The organism is Salmonella sp. SAL03688 (genome assembly GCF_046551895.1).
GTDB classification, from domain to species: Bacteria; Pseudomonadota; Gammaproteobacteria; order Enterobacterales; family Enterobacteriaceae; genus Salmonella; species Salmonella enterica.
The window spans coordinates 62,881-79,315 of record NZ_JBGDVI010000004.1; the positions used below are offsets into that span (position 1 = coordinate 62,881).

Genomic DNA, 16,435 nt, shown 5'->3' on the forward strand with positions numbered 1-16,435 from the left:
CGGGGCTGCGTGGTGAATGTGCCGGAGAGCGCGGGTATGACGGGTTAACGCTTAAACGTCACGGCTTCCGGCTGGGTCAGGTGCAGCGTCGTCTGGCTCGGCACCGTCTCGGCAATCACCCGCCCGTGGCGAATCGAGTAACGGGCAGGCGTCTGGCGACGTACCGCATCGAATCCATTCTCAGCGGGTAAGATAACCAGATTCGCGGCATTGCCGACGCTCAGACCGTAGTCCTGTAAATGCAGGGTTTTTGCGCTGTGGGTAGTGATCAGATTTAACCCGTCGTTGATTTGCCCATACCCCATCAACTGGCAAACGTGTAACCCCATATGCAACACCTGCAGCATATTGGCGGTGCCTAATGGATACCACGGGTCGAAGACGTCATCATGGCCAAAGCAGACGTTGATCCCCGCTTCCAGCATCTCTTTCACCCGCGTGACGCCACGACGTTTCGGGTAAGTGTCAAACCGCCCTTGCAGATGAATATTCACCAGCGGGTTGGCGACGAAGTTAATCCCCGACATTTTCAACAGGCGGAACAGGCGTGACGCATACGCGCCGTTGTACGAGTGCATAGCCGTGGTGTGGCTGGCGGTCACGCGCGCCCCCATGCCATCACGATGCGCCAGCGCCGCGACCGTTTCGACAAAGCGAGACTGCTCGTCATCAATTTCGTCGCAGTGCACATCGATCAAGCGATCGTATTTCTGCGCCAGTGCAAAGATTTTGTGCAGCGATTCAACGCCATATTCCCGCGTGAACTCAAAGTGCGGAATGGCACCAATAACGTCAGCGCCCAAACGCACGGCTTCCTCTAACAGCGCTTCACCGTTGGGATAAGACAGAATACCTTCTTGCGGAAAGGCGACGATTTGCAGGTCTACCCACGGCGCAACCTCTTGCTTCACTTCCAGCATGGCTTTCAGCGCGGTGAGCGTAGGATCTGAAACGTCAACGTGAGTACGAACGTACTGGATGCCGTTAGCCATCTGCCATTTCAGGGTCTGCATCGCGCGCGCTTTCACATCTTCATGCGTGAGCATTGCTTTACGTTCTGCCCAGCGCTCAATCCCTTCAAACAGTGTGCCGGACTGGTTCCAGCTCGGTTCACCCGCCGTTTGCGTGGTATCCAGGTGGATATGTGGCTCAACAAACGGTGGAATAGCCAGACCGCCTTCGGCATCAAGCACTTCGCCCTGCGGTAACGATGCGGCTTCCTGAGGCTCAATTCGGCTAAAGCGCCCGTTTTCAATTGTAATCTGCCATAATCCTTCGTGTCCCTGCAGACGCGCCTGACGAATGGTGATGTTATTGTTCTGCATGGCTGACCTCTGGTGATTTAGCAAGGCTGCGGTTGAAAAGTGGATTCAGCAGGATATAGCTGAAGACGCCGCCGAGTACGGCGTTGACGGGCACAATACCAGGAACATAATGTCCGGCGGCGATGCCCAGCGCGACGGAAAGAATAGCAATCCAGTTAACGGGAATAAAGCGCACGGTGTTGAAGTCGGCATAGCGGCGGCGGTTCAACAGATAGTCGGCAATAATCACTCCGCCAATCGGTGGGATGGCCGATGACAGGAACGTCAGCCAGCCGACAAAATTATTGTAAAGCCACAGCGCGCACACGGTACCGATAATCCCGTTCACCACCGACAGCGTGCGGCTGGAAAGACCGGTAATATTGGCGAAGCCCAGACCCGATGCGTACAGCGCGTTATCGTTGGTGGTCCAGATATTCAGGCCAAGCACCACAATCGCGGGCAGCAGCAGCCCCTGCGCTATCATCACGTCAGAGATATCCGCCTGACCGACGGCGGCAGCGCCTGCCGCGCCAAAGATAAACATCAGCGAGTTGCCGAGGAAAAAAGCGACCATCGCAATCAGTACGGCGCTTTTGGCATGACGCCCGAAGCGGACGAAGTCGGCGGTCAATGTACCGGCGCTGACAAACGAGCCCACCACCAGCGCCAGCGCGCTGGAAAAATCCAGCGGCGTCTGCGGCACTATCGTTTTTAAATGCTCCAGCCCACCCACGCCGCTGACCGCCAGCCAGACGGAGTAGCTGCCCAGAATAACGATCGCGGGTACGGCAATGATAGACAAAATGGTCAACGCCGAGATGCCGAAAAAAATGGTCAGGGTCATCAGTAGACCCGAAACGGCAATCAGGATATTGGCATCAATGCCCGTCGCTTTACTGACCGGAATAGCGAACATCGCTACGCCAACGCCAAACCAGCCTACCTGTGTGCCGCCAAGCAGCAAGGAGGGAAGCCATGAGCCTTTAACGCCAAAGGAGTAACGTGCAAGGAGGTGGGTGGAGAGTCCGGTTTTTGCGCCGATGTAACCAAGAAATGCAGTGTAGATACCGAGGAGGAGATTACCGAAGAGAACTGCGAGGAAGAAATCATTATAAGAAAGACCGGTGCCGAGTGTCCCTCCGGTCCACATACTGGCGGAAAAAAACGTTAAACCCAACATGACAAACGTCAGTGGAATCACGCCCTTCCGCGCCGCCAGAGGGACGGGGCCCTGGCTATAATTGTTGTCCTGCGACACAACGCCTCCATGAATTTTGCCCAAAAAATCCGCCGCATAATATACAGTTCTCAAAATAAAGCAAACGTTTTCGTATGGTATTTTTTTGATAATTATTCATGGCATTAATGGTTCGCTAGTTTTTCTCCGTTGTCAGTGAACCACCGCGTGTGAGCTGAGTTTCCAGCATGGTTTGCGAACGAATAAGTTCGTCTGTGAGTAATTTTTCGTCGGGCAACTGCACTTTGTACTCGCTCGCCATGATGGTGTTTGGCAGGCCAGTCAGCGCGTAATGCGCTTCCCCCGCGCCTTTCCCTGCGCACAAAACCAGGCCGACTGGCGGGTTTTCTCCGGGCATTGTCCAGTGCTCTTTGGCATAGTTCAGGTACATATTCATCTGCCCGGCATCCGCATAACCGAATTTGCCTACCTTCAGGTCAACGAGCAACAGGCAGCGCAAGCGACGATGGAAGAACAGCAGGTCGACGCGGAACCAGCTATCGTCTATGCGTAGTCGGCGTTGGCGGCCAACAAAAGCAAAATCGTCACCGAGCTCCAGCATAAAGTCCATCAGGTGGCTGAGCAGCGCGTCTTCGAGATCTGATTCGGAATATTCGTCCTTCAGGTTAAGAAATTCCAGAATGAACGGGTCGCGTATGGCTTGCTCCGGCAAAACGTTTGGCTCGGCGGGTGCAGGCTGCTGCAACATGGCGGATTTGTCGTGGGACAGTAGCGTTCGTTCGTAAAATTGAGTGGCGATTTGCCTGTCGAGCTGCCGTACGGACCAGCCGTTACGTAGCGTCTCTTTCTCGTAAAAAGTGCGGGCATCGGGATTTTTTACCGACAAGAGGCGGACATACGCTGACCAGGGAAGAGGGAATGTTTTGGCGAGCGGTATGAGATTTGAAGATTCCGCAGACAGTGTCTGCGGAATTTCAATGTGTTGAAAACAAAGATAAAATGTACGAATTTGCCATAGGTTTCTGGTGGAAAAACCGCGCTTATAGCGCTGACTTAAATCTACCGATAATCGTTCGATAAGCTGGGTGCCATAGGCCGCTCGCGCTTCTCCTCCCTGTTCAAATTCGACAATGCGTCGGCCAATTTCCCAGTAGGTGGCAGTCATAATGGCATTGATGCTGCGCACGGTCTCGGTACGTGCCGTATCGACCAGACGAATAATACCGTCATGAATTTGCTGATATTCATCAGACTGTGGCGCTAAAGTTGGATTCGTCATGTCATCCCTTACGTGATAGTTTCATTGTGAAATTAGAACGCTATCAATACGCTTCAGGCGTAAACGGATCAATCTATGAACGGATTTTACATGGCATTACATCTCGATTTACGAGCGGGTTTCCAGAATCGGCAGGAGAGATATTGAGGAGAGGAATATCGGCTCCCCAGCCATCAGCACAAGGCATCAACCGGGGAGCCGGAAGGGTTACACTTCGAGGTAGTTCATAATCCCGTCAGCCGCCTTACGGCCTTCGGCAATCGCCGTCACCACCAGATCGGAACCGCGCACGATGTCGCCACCGGCGAAGATTTTCGGGTTGCTGGTCTGGAAAGCATTATCGCTGCGTTCCGGCGCGATAATTCGTCCCTGCGAGTCCAGTTCCACGCTGTGTTTCGCCAGCCATTCCATGCTGTGTGGACGAAAACCAAACGCCATCACCACCGCATCAGCCGGAACCACATGCTCAGAACCGGCGACGATCTCCGCCCGCCGACGGCCTTTGGCATCCGGTTCGCCCATTTCAGTGCGCACCATTTTTACGCCGCTCACTTTGCCGTTGGCATTGACTTCAATGCCCAGCGGTTGAACGTTAAACTGAAACTCGACACCTTCCTCGCGCGCGTTTTTCACTTCGCGTCTGGAGCCCGGCATGTTCTCTTCATCACGACGATAAGCACAGGTTACGTGCGTTGCACCCTGACGAATGGAGGTACGTACGCAGTCCATTGCGGTATCGCCGCCGCCCAGCACCACCACGCGCTTTCCTTCCATGCTGACATATGGTTCGTCGCTGGTTTCGCCAAACCCCATGATCTGCTTCGTATTGGCGATCAGGAACGGCAGAGCGTCGAAAACCCCGTCCGCATCTTCATTTTCCAGCCCGCCGCGCATCGACTGATAGGTGCCGACGCCAAGGAATACCGCATCGTAATCTTTCAGCAGGTCGTCGAGCTGTACGTCACGGCCTACTTCGACGTTGAGTTTGAATTCAATACCCATGCCGGTGAAGATCTCGCGACGGCGGGTCATCACCTCTTTTTCCAGTTTGAAAGCTGGAATACCGAAGGTCAGCAGGCCGCCGATTTCCGGATGGCGATCAAAGACCACCGCCTTCACGCCGTTGCGGGTCAGCACGTCGGCGCACGCCAGCCCTGCCGGACCTGCGCCGATAATCGCTACCCGTTTGTCCGTCTGGCGCACGCCGGTCATATCCGGGCGCCAGCCCATTTCGAACGCTTTATCGTTGATATAGCGCTCAATGTTACCGATGGTCACTGCGCCGAACTCATCGTGCAGCGTACAGGAGCCTTCGCACAGGCGGTCCTGCGGGCAGACGCGGCCACACACTTCCGGCAGGGTGTTGGTCTGGTGCGATAGCTCAGCCGCCTCAAAAATACGCCCTTCGTTAGCCAGTTTCAGCCAGTTCGGGATGTAGTTATGTACCGGACATTTCCACTCGCAGTAGGGGTTCCCGCAGGACAAACAGCGATCCGCCTGGGCTTTCGCCTGACCTTCAGAAAACGGTTCGTAGATTTCAACAAACTCGATCTTACGGATCTTCAGCGGTTTCTTCGGCGGATCAACGCGCTGCAGGTCGATAAATTGATAAACATTCTGGCTCATTTCAATTCCTTACTGCGCCTGCACGCGCAATTCTGCCGCACTACGACTACGGTGGCCCAACAGGGCTTTGACATCGCTGGACTTGGGCTTAACTAACGCGAATTGGGTTGAGAAGCTTGACCACCTGGACAGGATCTCTTCGCCGCGTTGCGAACCAGTATGCTGCACGTGCTCGGTGATCAGGCCGCGCAGATGCTCTTCGTGGATAGCCAGCGAATCAACGTCCAGTACTTCTACCAGTTCCGGGTTCACGCGTTTACGGAATTCGCCATCTTCGTCCAGTACATAGGCGAAGCCGCCGGTCATGCCCGCGCCGAAGTTAACGCCGGTTTTACCCAGCACGCAGACGATGCCGCCGGTCATGTATTCACAGCCGTTGTCGCCGATGCCCTCTACTACGGTAATCGCCCCGGAGTTACGCACGCCGAAACGTTCGCCCGCGCGGCCCGCCGCGTACAGACGGCCACCGGTGGCTCCATACAGGCAGGTGTTGCCGATAATGCTGGCTTTATGACTGAGGAAGGCGGAACCTACCGGTGGTCTGATGGCGATCAAACCGCCTGCCATACCTTTACCGACATAGTCGTTGGCATCGCCAGTCAGATATAACTCTACGCCGCCCGCGTTCCACACGCCAAAGCTCTGGCCTGCGGTACCGCTGAAGTGCGCTTTAATCGGATCGGAAGCCAGCCCCTGATCGCCGTGGGTCTGTGCGATGTAGCCGGAAAGCGACGCGCCGACGGAACGATCGGTGTTGCGGATGTCGAACCAGAAGGTTTTGCTCTGGCGCGCATCGACAAACGGCTTCGCCTGCTGCAACAGTTGCGCATTCAGCACACCGTTATCAAACGGCGGGTTATTCTCGGTGCAGTACAGCGCTTTACCCGGATGAGGTTCAGCGGTTTCCAGTAGACGAGACAGCGCCAGCTTCTGCTGTTTAGCGGTGAAGCCCTCCAGCTCTTTCAGCAGGTCGGTGCGGCCAATCAAATCCACCAGGCGGGTCACGCCAAGCGAAGCCATTAGCTCGCGCACTTCGCGGGCGATAAATTCAAAGTAGTTGGTCACTTTGAACGGCAGGCCGTGATAGTGGTTCTTACGCAGCTTGTCATCCTGAGTTGCTACGCCGGTTGCGCAGTTGTTCAGATGGCAAATGCGCAGGTATTTACAGCCCAGCGCCACCATCGGGCCGGTGCCGAAGCCGAAACTTTCCGCACCGAGAATCGCCGCTTTAATGATATCGACGCCGGTTTTCAGACCGCCGTCCACCTGCAGACGAATCTTGTGACGCAGGCCGTTAGCGACCAGCGCCTGCTGGGTTTCAACAAGTCCGAGTTCCCACGGGCAGCCAGCGTATTTCACCGAAGAGAGCGGGCTGGCGCCGGTACCGCCGTCGTAACCGGCGATAGTAATCAGATCCGCATAGGCTTTCGCCACGCCGGTCGCGATGGTGCCGACGCCCGGTTCGGACACCAGCTTCACGGAGATCATCGCCTTCGGGTTGACCTGTTTGAGGTCGAAAATGAGCTGCGCTAAGTCCTCGATAGAGTAAATATCGTGGTGCGGCGGCGGGGAGATCAGCGTCACGCCCGGCACTGAATAGCGCAGTTTAGCGATATACGGAGTGACTTTATCCCCCGGCAACTGACCGCCTTCGCCCGGTTTCGCGCCCTGCGCGACTTTAATCTGAATCACATCGGCATTGACCAGGTACGCTGGCGTCACGCCAAAGCGACCAGAGGCCACCTGTTTGATACGCGACACTTTATTGGTGCCGTAGCGCGCCGGGTCTTCACCGCCTTCGCCGGAGTTGGAGTTGCCGCCGAGGCTGTTCATCGCTTCCGCCAGCGCTTCGTGCGCTTCCGGACTTAATGCGCCGATAGACATGGCTGCGGTATCAAAGCGTTTAAACAGCTCACTGGCGGGCTCAACCTCGTCGATAGTCACCGCCTCGCCGTCTGGATGTATCGCCAGCAGATCGCGCAGCGTTGCCGCCGGACGCTCATTGACCAGTTTGGCGTATTCCTGATAATCGCTGTACTCGCCGCTCTGTACCGCCTGTTGCAGGGTACGCACGACATCCGGGTTATAGGCGTGATATTCGCCGCCGTGGACGTACTTCAGCAGGCCGCCCGGGCTAATGGGTTTGCGCGCCAGCCAGGCGCGTTTGGAGAGATTCAGCAGATCCTGCTGGAAGTCATCAAAGCTCGCGCCGCCGATACGGCTGACCACGCCCTGGAAGCACAGTTTTACCACATCATCGTGCAGCCCGACCGCTTCAAACAGTTTGGAGCAGCGGTAAGAGGCAATGGTCGAAATGCCCATTTTGGACATAATCTTGTACAGCCCCTTGTTGATGCCGTTACGGTAGTTCTGCATCACGGTACGGTAGTTTTTAGCGATGGCCTGGGTATCAATCAGGCGCCCCAGCGTTTCGTAGGCCAGGTACGGATAGATGGCCGTTGCGCCAAAGCCGAGCAGTACCGCAAAGTGATGCGGATCGCGGGCGCTTCCGGTTTCTACGATGATGTTGGCGTCGCAGCGCAGGCTTTGTTCCACCAGACGCGTTTGCACCGCGCCCACCGCCATCGGCGCGGGGACCGGCAGGCGATTCTTACCGATATTGCGATCCGAGAGGACCAGCAGCACGGTGCCGTTACGCACCATCTGTTCCGCTTTATCGCACAGCGCCTTAACCGTCGCGTCCAGTGTGGTTTCGGTGACATCAAAGGTAATGTCAAGCCAGTCGGCGCGGTAGTGATGCTCGCTCATGGTAGTGAGCTGTTTGAAATCGGAGTACAGCAGAATTGGCGATTTAAAACTCAGGCGATGGGCCTGACCTTCCGCTTCGCAGAAGACGTTCATTTCGCGACCGATGCTGGTGGCGAGCGACATGACGTGCGCTTCACGCAGCGGGTCGATAGGCGGGTTAGTGACCTGCGCGAACTGCTGGCGGAAGTAGTCGTAAATAATACGCGGCTGGCTGGAGAGCACGGCAAAGGGGGTATCGTCGCCCATTGAACCGACGGCTTCCTGGCCGTTTTCGCCCAATACGCGGATAACCGAGTCCAGCTCTTCGGCGCTGTAGTTAAACTGTTTTTGATAGCTGGCGAGCAGGTCATCGTCCAGTTCGCGGCTACCGACTTCTTCATCTGGCAACTCTTCAAACGGCACCAGACGGCGAACATTCTTTTCCATCCACGCTTTATACGGATGGCGGCTTTTCAGATCGTCATCGGTTTCCGCGGAATGCAGAATACGTCCGCCGCGGGTGTCGATCACCATCAGCTCGCCTGGGCCGACGCGGCCTTTCTCGACCACTTCATCCGGCTGATAGTCCCAGATACCGACTTCGGAGGCGCAGGTGATCAGCTTATCTTTGGTAATGACATAGCGTGCCGGGCGCAGGCCGTTACGGTCAAGGTTACAGGCGGCGAAGCGCCCGTCGGACATCACGATGCCTGCCGGACCGTCCCACGGCTCCATATGCATGGAGTTAAAGTCAAAGAAGGCGCGCAGATCCTGGTCCATATCGGGGTTGTTCTGCCAGGCGGGCGGCACCAACAGGCGCATGGCGCGGATGATGTCCATCCCGCCTGCCAGCAGCAGTTCCAGCATGTTGTCCAGCGAGCTGGAATCCGAACCGGTTTCGTTAACAAACGGCGCAGCGGACTGTAAATCCGGGATCAGCGGCGTCTGGAATTTATAGGTACGGGCGCGCGCCCACTGGCGGTTGCCGGTGATAGTGTTAATCTCGCCGTTATGCGCCAGGTAGCGGAACGGCTGCGCCAGCGGCCAACGCGGCACGGTGTTAGTGGAAAAGCGCTGGTGGAACAGGCAGATGGCCGATTCCAGACGCAGATCCGCAAGATCCAGGTAGAAGCGCGGCAGATCCGCCGGCATACACAGACCTTTATAAATGTTGACCAGGTTCGACAGGCTGCATACGTAGAAATCTTTGTCGTCCTGCAGGCGTTTTTCAATGCGTCGGCGGGCGATAAACAGACGGCGCTCCATATCACGCGGACGCCAGCCTGCCGGAGCGTTGACAAAAATCTGCTCAATACGCGGCAGAGAGGAGAGGGCGATTTCACCGAGCACGCCTTCATTGGTTGGCACATCGCGCCAGCCGACAATCGACAGGGTTTCCTGCTGTAATTCTTCTTCGACAATATGGCGTGACGCGGCGGCCAGTTCAGGATCTTTATTCAAAAAGATCATCCCGACGGCGTAGTTTTTGGCTAAGCGCCAGCCGCGCTCTTCGGCCACGATGCGAAAGAAACGGTCAGGTTTTTGTAACAGCAAGCCGCAACCGTCGCCGGTTTTACCGTCGGCAAGGATCGCGCCACGGTGCTGCATCCGGGCCAGCGCGTGTATGGCGGTACGCACTACCTTGTGGCTAGGTTCGCCTTCTATGTGGGCGATCAGGCCGAAACCACAGTTATCCTTCTCAAGGGATTTATCGTACAACATATCAGTGAACCTCCCCAGGCTCTACGGGACGCTCTCTCAACCGACGGCGCGCGGGCACAGCAAGAGCATGGCGACGGGGCTGGCGCATCATACGCTTACCTCGCATTCGCCCTCTTTGTGTCCTTGGCGCATTGGTAAATACGGTTAAGAGGGAATCTCAATTACTGCATAAATATGATGAGCAGACGGCTCATCCAGAAAGCTTCCAGCGGATCCCCAACTTATCGGGAATCCACACCCAGGTCAAATGGCAAACTGATTTATGCAAAAGTGTGCTGTAGCACAGATAACTTTTTGAATCTGTTGAAATTAAAAGGTTTTTTATAGAGTGGCTGCTAATACGGAGCGGCAGAAAGCCTGTGATCTGTCTCACTATAAGAGCCGCTCGCCAGACGTTATCTGACCTTGCTTTTTCAAAAATCTTGGCATTTTATGCTGTTTTAAGCGTGAGCAGTATTGAATGCTACTGTTTTTATCGATGACCCAGCAAACGCTGAAAAAAGAGGGGAATATCAGGAAAAATCATCAGCGGCATTATGAATGAAATATCGTTTATTTTGCTTTATTATGCAATGGATAAAAGCCTTCCGGGACGATTGATCCAGGTCATCGCCAAAGGAGACTAAAAATGGCAGGCTTTGGCCTCTTTTTAAGAGGCGGTCTATCAGATTATGCAGTTACAGAAATTAGTCAATATGTTTGGTGGGGATCTTTTACGTCGGTATGGGCAAAAGGTTCATAAGCTGACGCTTCATGGCGGTTTTAGCTGCCCTAATCGCGACGGCACCATCGGGCGCGGCGGTTGCACCTTCTGTAATGTCGCCTCTTTTGCCGATGAGGCGCAGCAGCATCATTCGATTGCCGAGCAGCTTGCGCATCAGGCGCATCTGGTGAACCGCGCTAAACGCTATCTGGCCTATTTCCAGGCCTACACCAGCACCTTTGCAGAAGTGCAGGTGCTGCGTTCCATGTATCAACAGGCGGTCAGCCTGGCCAGTATCGTCGGGTTATGCGTCGGTACGCGTCCGGATTGCGTCCCGCAGGCAGTAGTAGATTTACTGTGTGAATATAAAGATCAAGGCTACGAGGTGTGGCTGGAACTGGGATTGCAAACCGCGCACGATAAAACCCTGCGCCGAATTAACCGCGGGCATGACTTCGCCTGCTATCAGCGTACCACCCGGATTGCCCGGGAGCGCGGGCTGAAAGTGTGTGCGCATCTGATTGTGGGGCTGCCGGGCGAAGGGCAGGCAGAATGCCTGCAAACCATGGAGCGTGTGGTGGAGACGGGCGTTGACGGTATTAAACTGCATCCGCTGCATATTGTGAAAGGCAGTACGATGGCCAAAGCCTGGGAAGCGGGGCGGCTGAACGGCATCGAACTGGACGACTACACGCTAACGGCAGGTGAGATGATTCGTCATACGCCGCCGGAGGTGATTTATCACCGAATTTCAGCCAGCGCTCGCCGTCCGACGCTGCTTGCCCCGCTGTGGTGCGAGAATCGCTGGACGGGGATGGTTGAGCTGGACAAATACCTGAATGAGCATGGCGTACAGGGCTCTGCGCTGGCCCGTCCCTGGATACCACCTGTAGCGTAGCGTGATGAGGGGCGCTACGCATATTTCGCACAATATTCAACGCGGTTCCCATAATTGGGTATTATGTGCGAAGTTGTGGTGAAGGAATCCTCTATGAAGCAAATTCGTATGCTGGCGCAATACTATGTCGACCTGATGATGAAATTGGGTCTGGTGCGCTTTTCCATGCTCCTGGCGTTGGCATTGGTGGTGCTGGCGATTGTCGTGCAGATGGCGGTGACCATGGTGCTGCATGGTCAGGTTGAAAGTATCGACGTTATTCGTTCCATCTTTTTTGGCCTGTTAATTACGCCCTGGGCGGTCTATTTCTTATCCGTTGTTGTTGAACAACTGGAAGAGTCAAGGCAGCGACTGTCGCGTCTGGTGCAAAAGCTGGAGGAGATGCGCGAGCGCGATCTCAAGCTTAACGTACAGTTGAAGGACAATATTGCCCAGCTTAATCAGGAAATTGCCGATCGCGAAAAAGCGGAAGCGGAGCTGCAAGAGACATTTGAACAGCTAAAAGTAGAAATTAAAGAGCGTGAAGAGGCGCAAATCCAGCTAGAACAGCAATCCTCTTTTCTGCGCTCCTTTCTGGACGCCTCGCCGGATTTGGTTTTTTATCGTAATGAGGATAAAGAGTTTTCCGGCTGTAACCGCGCAATGGAATTGCTAACCGGCAAGAGCGAAAAACAGCTGGTGCATTTGAAGCCGGAAGATGTGTACTCTCCCGAAGCGGCGGAGAAAGTCATTGAAACCGATGAAAAAGTATTTCGCCATAACGTCTCCCTGACCTACGAACAGTGGCTGGATTATCCGGACGGACGAAAGGCCTGCTTTGAAATTCGTAAAGTGCCTTATTATGACCGTGTCGGTAAACGTCATGGCCTGATGGGATTTGGTCGTGATATTACCGAACGTAAGCGTTATCAGGACGCGCTGGAGCGCGCCAGCCGCGACAAGACCACGTTTATCTCTACCATCAGTCATGAGCTGCGCACCCCGCTTAACGGCATCGTCGGTTTAAGCCGCATCCTGCTGGATACCGATCTCACCGCCGAACAGGAAAAATACCTTAAGACAATCCATGTCTCCGCCGTGACGTTAGGCAATATTTTCAATGATATCATTGACATGGATAAGATGGAGCGGCGTAAGGTTCAGCTTGATAACCAGCCGGTTGATTTCACCAGCTTTATGGCCGATCTGGAAAACCTTTCCGGTTTGCAGGCGCAGCAAAAAGGGCTACGTTTTGTGCTTGAGCCGACGCTGCCGTTGCCGCACAAAGTCATTACCGACGGAACGCGTCTGCGCCAGATTTTATGGAATTTGATCAGCAATGCGGTGAAGTTTACTCAGCAGGGCCAGGTGACGGTGCGGGCGCGCTATGATGAAGGCGACATGCTGCACTTTGAAGTGGAAGATTCCGGGATCGGCATTCCGCAGGATGAGCAGGATAAAATTTTCGCCATGTATTATCAGGTGAAAGACAGTAACGGCGGCAAACCGGCAACGGGGACCGGTATCGGGCTGGCGGTCTCCCGTCGGCTGGCGAAAAATATGGGCGGCGATATTACCGTTTCCAGTCTGCCGGGCAAAGGATCGACCTTTACGCTAACGGTTCATGCGCCAGCGGTGGCGGAAGAGGTGGAGGACGCCTTTGATGAAGATGACATGCCCCTGCCCGCGCTGCATGTTCTGCTGGTCGAAGATATTGAACTGAACGTGATCGTGGCGCGTTCGGTACTGGAAAAACTGGGTAACAGCGTGGATGTCGCGATGACCGGCAAGGCGGCGCTGGAGATGTTCACGCCGGGCGAATACGACCTGGTCTTACTGGATATTCAGCTACCGGATATGACGGGGCTGGATATTGCCAGAGAACTGACCCGTCGCCACACGCGGGAAGATTTACCGCCGCTGGTAGCGCTTACGGCTAACGTTCTGAAAGATAAAAAAGAGTATCTGGACGCTGGTATGGACGATGTGCTGAGTAAGCCGCTGTCGGTGCCGGCCTTAACCGCGATGATTAAAAAATTCTGGGATGCCACCGATAAAGAGGAGAGTACCGTGACGCCTGAAGAGAGCGATAAAGCGCAAGCGCTGCTGGATATCCCGATGCTGGAACAATACATCGAGTTGGTTGGGCCTAAATTGATCACCGACGGTCTCGCGGTGTTTGAAAAAATGATGCCTGGCTATTTAAGCGTGCTGGAGTCCAATCTGACGGCGCGTGACAAAAAAGGCGTCGTTGAGGAAGGGCATAAGATTAAAGGCGCCGCCGGTTCGGTAGGGCTGCGTCATCTGCAACAGCTTGGCCAGCAAATCCAGTCGCCGGATCTTCCCGCCTGGGAAGATAATGTCGCGGAATGGATTGAAGAGATGAAGCAGGAGTGGCAGCACGATGTCGCGGTGCTGAAAGCCTGGGTGGCAAACGCGGAAAAAAAATGACCCCGGTTTGACCGGGGTGCGCGAATACTGCGCCAACACCAGGGAAATCGTGGCTGCGCCGTGCTTATTATGATGATGTCAAAGGCGCAGTCCTGTTTTCAGGCCGCACGCAGTTAAGATAGCAAATCCTAAATGATTTGTTACATGAATCATTTAAATGTGTGAAGCGTAGCATTTTAATCAAAATTATTAATGGGCTTGAGTCGGTTGCAGGAGGATGTTCACCATGAAAAAAATTGGCGTAGTGCTCAGCGGATGCGGCGTCTATGACGGCACCGAAATTCATGAGGCCGTTCTGACGCTGTTGGCCATTGCCCGCAGCGGCGCGCAGGCTGTCTGCTTCGCGCCGGATAAACCACAAGCGGATGTTATTAATCACCTGACCGGCGAAGCGATGGCGGAAACGCGTAACGTCCTGATTGAGGCGGCGCGTATTACGCGGGGCGATATTCGTCCCCTGTCCCAGGCTCAACCAGAGGAACTGGATGCGCTCATTGTGCCTGGTGGTTTCGGCGCGGCGAAGAACCTGAGTAATTTCGCCAGCCAGGGGAGCGAATGCCGGGTGGATAGCGATGTCGTCGCGCTGGCGAAGGCCATGCACCAGTCCGGCAAGCCGCTGGGATTCATCTGTATCGCGCCCGCAATGTTGCCGAAAATCTTTGACTTCCCGCTACGTCTGACAATAGGGACGGATATTGATACCGCTGAAGTACTTGAAGAGATGGGCGCCGAACACGTACCTTGCCCGGTTGATGATATCGTTGTGGACGAGGATAACAAGGTCGTGACCACCCCTGCCTATATGCTGGCGCAGGATATCGCCCAGGCGGCAAGCGGCATTGATAAATTAGTATCGCGCGTGCTGGTTCTGGCGGAATGAGCAAACGACGCATCGCGCCGTTAACGTTTTTGCGCCGTCTACTTTTACGTATCCTTGCTGCGCTCGCCGTCTTTTGGGGCGGCGGCATTGCGCTGTTTAGCGTGGTTCCGGTGCCTTTTTCGGCGGTGATGGCGGAACGGCAGATTAGCGCCTGGCTCGGCGGAGAGTTCGGTTATGTGGCGCATTCTGACTGGGTCAGTATGGCGGATATCTCGCCGTGGATGGGGCTGGCGGTAATTGCGGCGGAAGACCAGAAGTTCCCTGAGCACTGGGGCTTTGATGTTCCGGCGATTGAAAAAGCGCTGGCGCATAATGAGCGGAATGAGAGCCGTATTCGCGGCGCCTCTACGCTTTCGCAGCAAACGGCGAAAAATCTCTTTTTATGGGATGGACGCAGTTGGCTGCGCAAAGGTCTGGAGGCCGGGCTAACGCTGGGCATTGAAACTGTCTGGAGCAAAAAGCGCATTCTCACAGTTTATCTGAATATCGCGGAGTTTGGCGATGGTATTTTTGGCGTGGAGGCTGCGGCACAACGGTATTTTCATAAACCTGCCAGTCGCTTGAGTGTGTCTGAAGCCGCGTTACTGGCGGCTGTGCTGCCTAACCCGATTCGCTATAAGGCGAATGCGCCTTCTGGCTATGTGCGTAGCCGGCAGGCGTGGATTATGCGCCAGATGCGCCAACTGGGCGGGGAATCTTTTATGACGCGCAACCAGCTTAATTAATTTTGTCGAATGGCGGCGCGAACGCCTTATCCGGCCTGCGATCTGTGTCGTCCGGGCCTGATAAGCACAGGCCATTAAGCTTCGTGAGAAGTAAGCGCCAGCCGTTTCTTGTCTTTTGGCTGCGCGTCCCTCTCCAGGGCAACGGCCAGCGCAGGCTGGGCGATAAACCGCTGCCACACTCTCTCCAGTTTGCGTTCACAGCACCATGTTGACCAGGTCGCCAGCGGGATAAAGGTACTTTCCCCCAGATTGTCGCAAACCACCGGAACCACTTCTGACTCGCTGATACGCTGGCACAGGATGTTTTGCGGCTTCAGCGACATCGTCACAATATGGTTATCCTGCAGGTAGCGTTTCAGTTTTTTCAGTAGCCGCCGCAGGACAGCGACATCCTCTTCATAACGACATTGCGCGGCGAACTCGGTCAGGGTAATAGAGGGCGCGCCGTTGAAATCGGTAATCATGTCGTAGACATAGCCGGTGCCGCAATCGGTTTCTACCGTGCCGTAATAACGGGGGATAGCGCTCCAGTCCGTCAGGTAGCGGGACAGATGCGCATAGTAGCTCAATTCACGCCGAATCTCTTTATCACCGCCGTGGTCACGGTTGTAAATAACTTTTATGCAACGCCGGGCATTATCCGGATGCGTATAGCATTTACGATGTCGACCAGCGCCCAGCGGAGTCTGTTTGGATAAGAAGATCATGGCAAGTCCTGGAAAAATTTATTCACATAAATTTAGTATGGACAAAGAACTTAAACAAAACCGAAACGAAATTTTTTAAGGTTTTCTTAATGTTTTTATGCATAGGTAAAGCGCACGAAATGTACAAATCTTACGAAAGGGTGGGGCTGCGGGACAAGAGGCAGGCGTAACACGCCCGGTTTTGGGGTGACTGTCATCAAATACCGGGACGG

The 16,435-nt window shown here is 54.8% G+C and carries 10 protein-coding genes; 4 read left to right on the forward strand and 6 right to left on the reverse strand.

The features are described from left to right. Window positions 1-44: 44 nt before the first annotated feature. The 5 genes from ACLJR2_RS05295 to gltB all read right to left on the reverse strand — a co-directional run bounded on the left by ACLJR2_RS05295 (window position 45) and on the right by gltB (window position 9,880). Window positions 45-1,325, reverse strand: a complete 1,281-nt coding sequence (locus ACLJR2_RS05295) for a cytosine deaminase (RefSeq protein ID WP_001180674.1) — start codon at window positions 1,323-1,325, stop codon at window positions 45-47. Then, window positions 1,312-2,565: a cytosine permease gene (gene codB, locus ACLJR2_RS05300; protein ID WP_000076263.1), complete on the reverse strand. Its 1,254-nt coding sequence runs from the start codon at window positions 2,563-2,565 to the stop codon at window positions 1,312-1,314. The genes ACLJR2_RS05295 and codB overlap by 14 nt, the downstream gene beginning before the upstream one ends. Before the next feature lie 115 nt (window positions 2,566-2,680). Beyond that, entirely contained in the window at window positions 2,681-3,784 is a 1,104-nt protein-coding gene (locus tag ACLJR2_RS05305; protein ID WP_000184305.1) for a YhcG family protein, read from the reverse strand. 207 nt (window positions 3,785-3,991) lie between these two features. After that, complete coding sequence (gene gltD / locus ACLJR2_RS05310) at window positions 3,992-5,410, reverse strand: glutamate synthase subunit GltD (RefSeq protein WP_000081642.1); 1,419 nt, start codon at window positions 5,408-5,410, stop codon at window positions 3,992-3,994. Window positions 5,411-5,419: 9 nt separating this feature from the next. Further along, window positions 5,420-9,880 (reverse strand): glutamate synthase large subunit, encoded by a 4,461-nt coding sequence (gltB, locus tag ACLJR2_RS05315; protein WP_000965015.1) that lies wholly within the window; start codon window positions 9,878-9,880, stop codon window positions 5,420-5,422. A gap of 671 nt (window positions 9,881-10,551) precedes the next feature. Here gltB and ACLJR2_RS05320 point away from each other — a divergent pair. From ACLJR2_RS05320 to mtgA, 4 genes are all read left to right on the forward strand, one after another. Further along, complete coding sequence (locus ACLJR2_RS05320; RefSeq protein WP_001176875.1) at window positions 10,552-11,481, forward strand: TIGR01212 family radical SAM protein; 930 nt, start codon at window positions 10,552-10,554, stop codon at window positions 11,479-11,481. A 93-nt stretch (window positions 11,482-11,574) separates the two neighbouring features. After that, window positions 11,575-13,911, forward strand: a complete 2,337-nt coding sequence (gene arcB / locus ACLJR2_RS05325) for an aerobic respiration two-component sensor histidine kinase ArcB (RefSeq protein ID WP_000809822.1) — start codon at window positions 11,575-11,577, stop codon at window positions 13,909-13,911. Window positions 13,912-14,137: 226 nt separating this feature from the next. Continuing rightward, window positions 14,138-14,791, forward strand: coding sequence for an isoprenoid biosynthesis glyoxalase ElbB (gene elbB, locus ACLJR2_RS05330; protein WP_000719822.1), 654 nt, complete (start codon window positions 14,138-14,140; stop codon window positions 14,789-14,791). Further along, window positions 14,788-15,516 carry a monofunctional biosynthetic peptidoglycan transglycosylase gene (gene mtgA / locus ACLJR2_RS05335; protein ID WP_000044647.1) on the forward strand — a complete coding sequence of 243 codons (729 nt, stop codon included), beginning with the start codon at window positions 14,788-14,790 and terminating at the stop codon, window positions 15,514-15,516. Before elbB ends, mtgA begins: the two co-directional genes overlap by 4 nt. A gap of 74 nt (window positions 15,517-15,590) precedes the next feature. On the opposite strand, the gene yrbL is transcribed toward mtgA, so the two are convergent. Then, entirely contained in the window at window positions 15,591-16,223 is a 633-nt protein-coding gene (gene yrbL, locus ACLJR2_RS05340; RefSeq protein ID WP_000576802.1) for a PhoP regulatory network protein YrbL, read from the reverse strand. Between the last annotated feature and the right edge of the window lie 212 nt (window positions 16,224-16,435).

Coding starts and splice junctions, on each gene's coding strand:
- ACLJR2_RS05295 (WP_001180674.1), bottom strand. CDS start 1,325: ATGCAGAACAATAACATCACCATTCGTCAGGCGCGTCTGCAGGGACAC.
- ACLJR2_RS05305 (WP_000184305.1), bottom strand. CDS start 3,784: ATGACGAATCCAACTTTAGCGCCACAGTCTGATGAATATCAGCAAATT.
- gltD (WP_000081642.1), bottom strand. CDS start 5,410: ATGAGCCAGAATGTTTATCAATTTATCGACCTGCAGCGCGTTGATCCG.
- gltB (WP_000965015.1), bottom strand. CDS start 9,880: ATGTTGTACGATAAATCCCTTGAGAAGGATAACTGTGGTTTCGGCCTG.
- ACLJR2_RS05320 (WP_001176875.1), top strand. CDS start 10,552: ATGCAGTTACAGAAATTAGTCAATATGTTTGGTGGGGATCTTTTACGT.
- arcB (WP_000809822.1), top strand. CDS start 11,575: ATGAAGCAAATTCGTATGCTGGCGCAATACTATGTCGACCTGATGATG.
- elbB (WP_000719822.1), top strand. CDS start 14,138: ATGAAAAAAATTGGCGTAGTGCTCAGCGGATGCGGCGTCTATGACGGC.
- mtgA (WP_000044647.1), top strand. CDS start 14,788: ATGAGCAAACGACGCATCGCGCCGTTAACGTTTTTGCGCCGTCTACTT.
- yrbL (WP_000576802.1), bottom strand. CDS start 16,223: ATGATCTTCTTATCCAAACAGACTCCGCTGGGCGCTGGTCGACATCGT.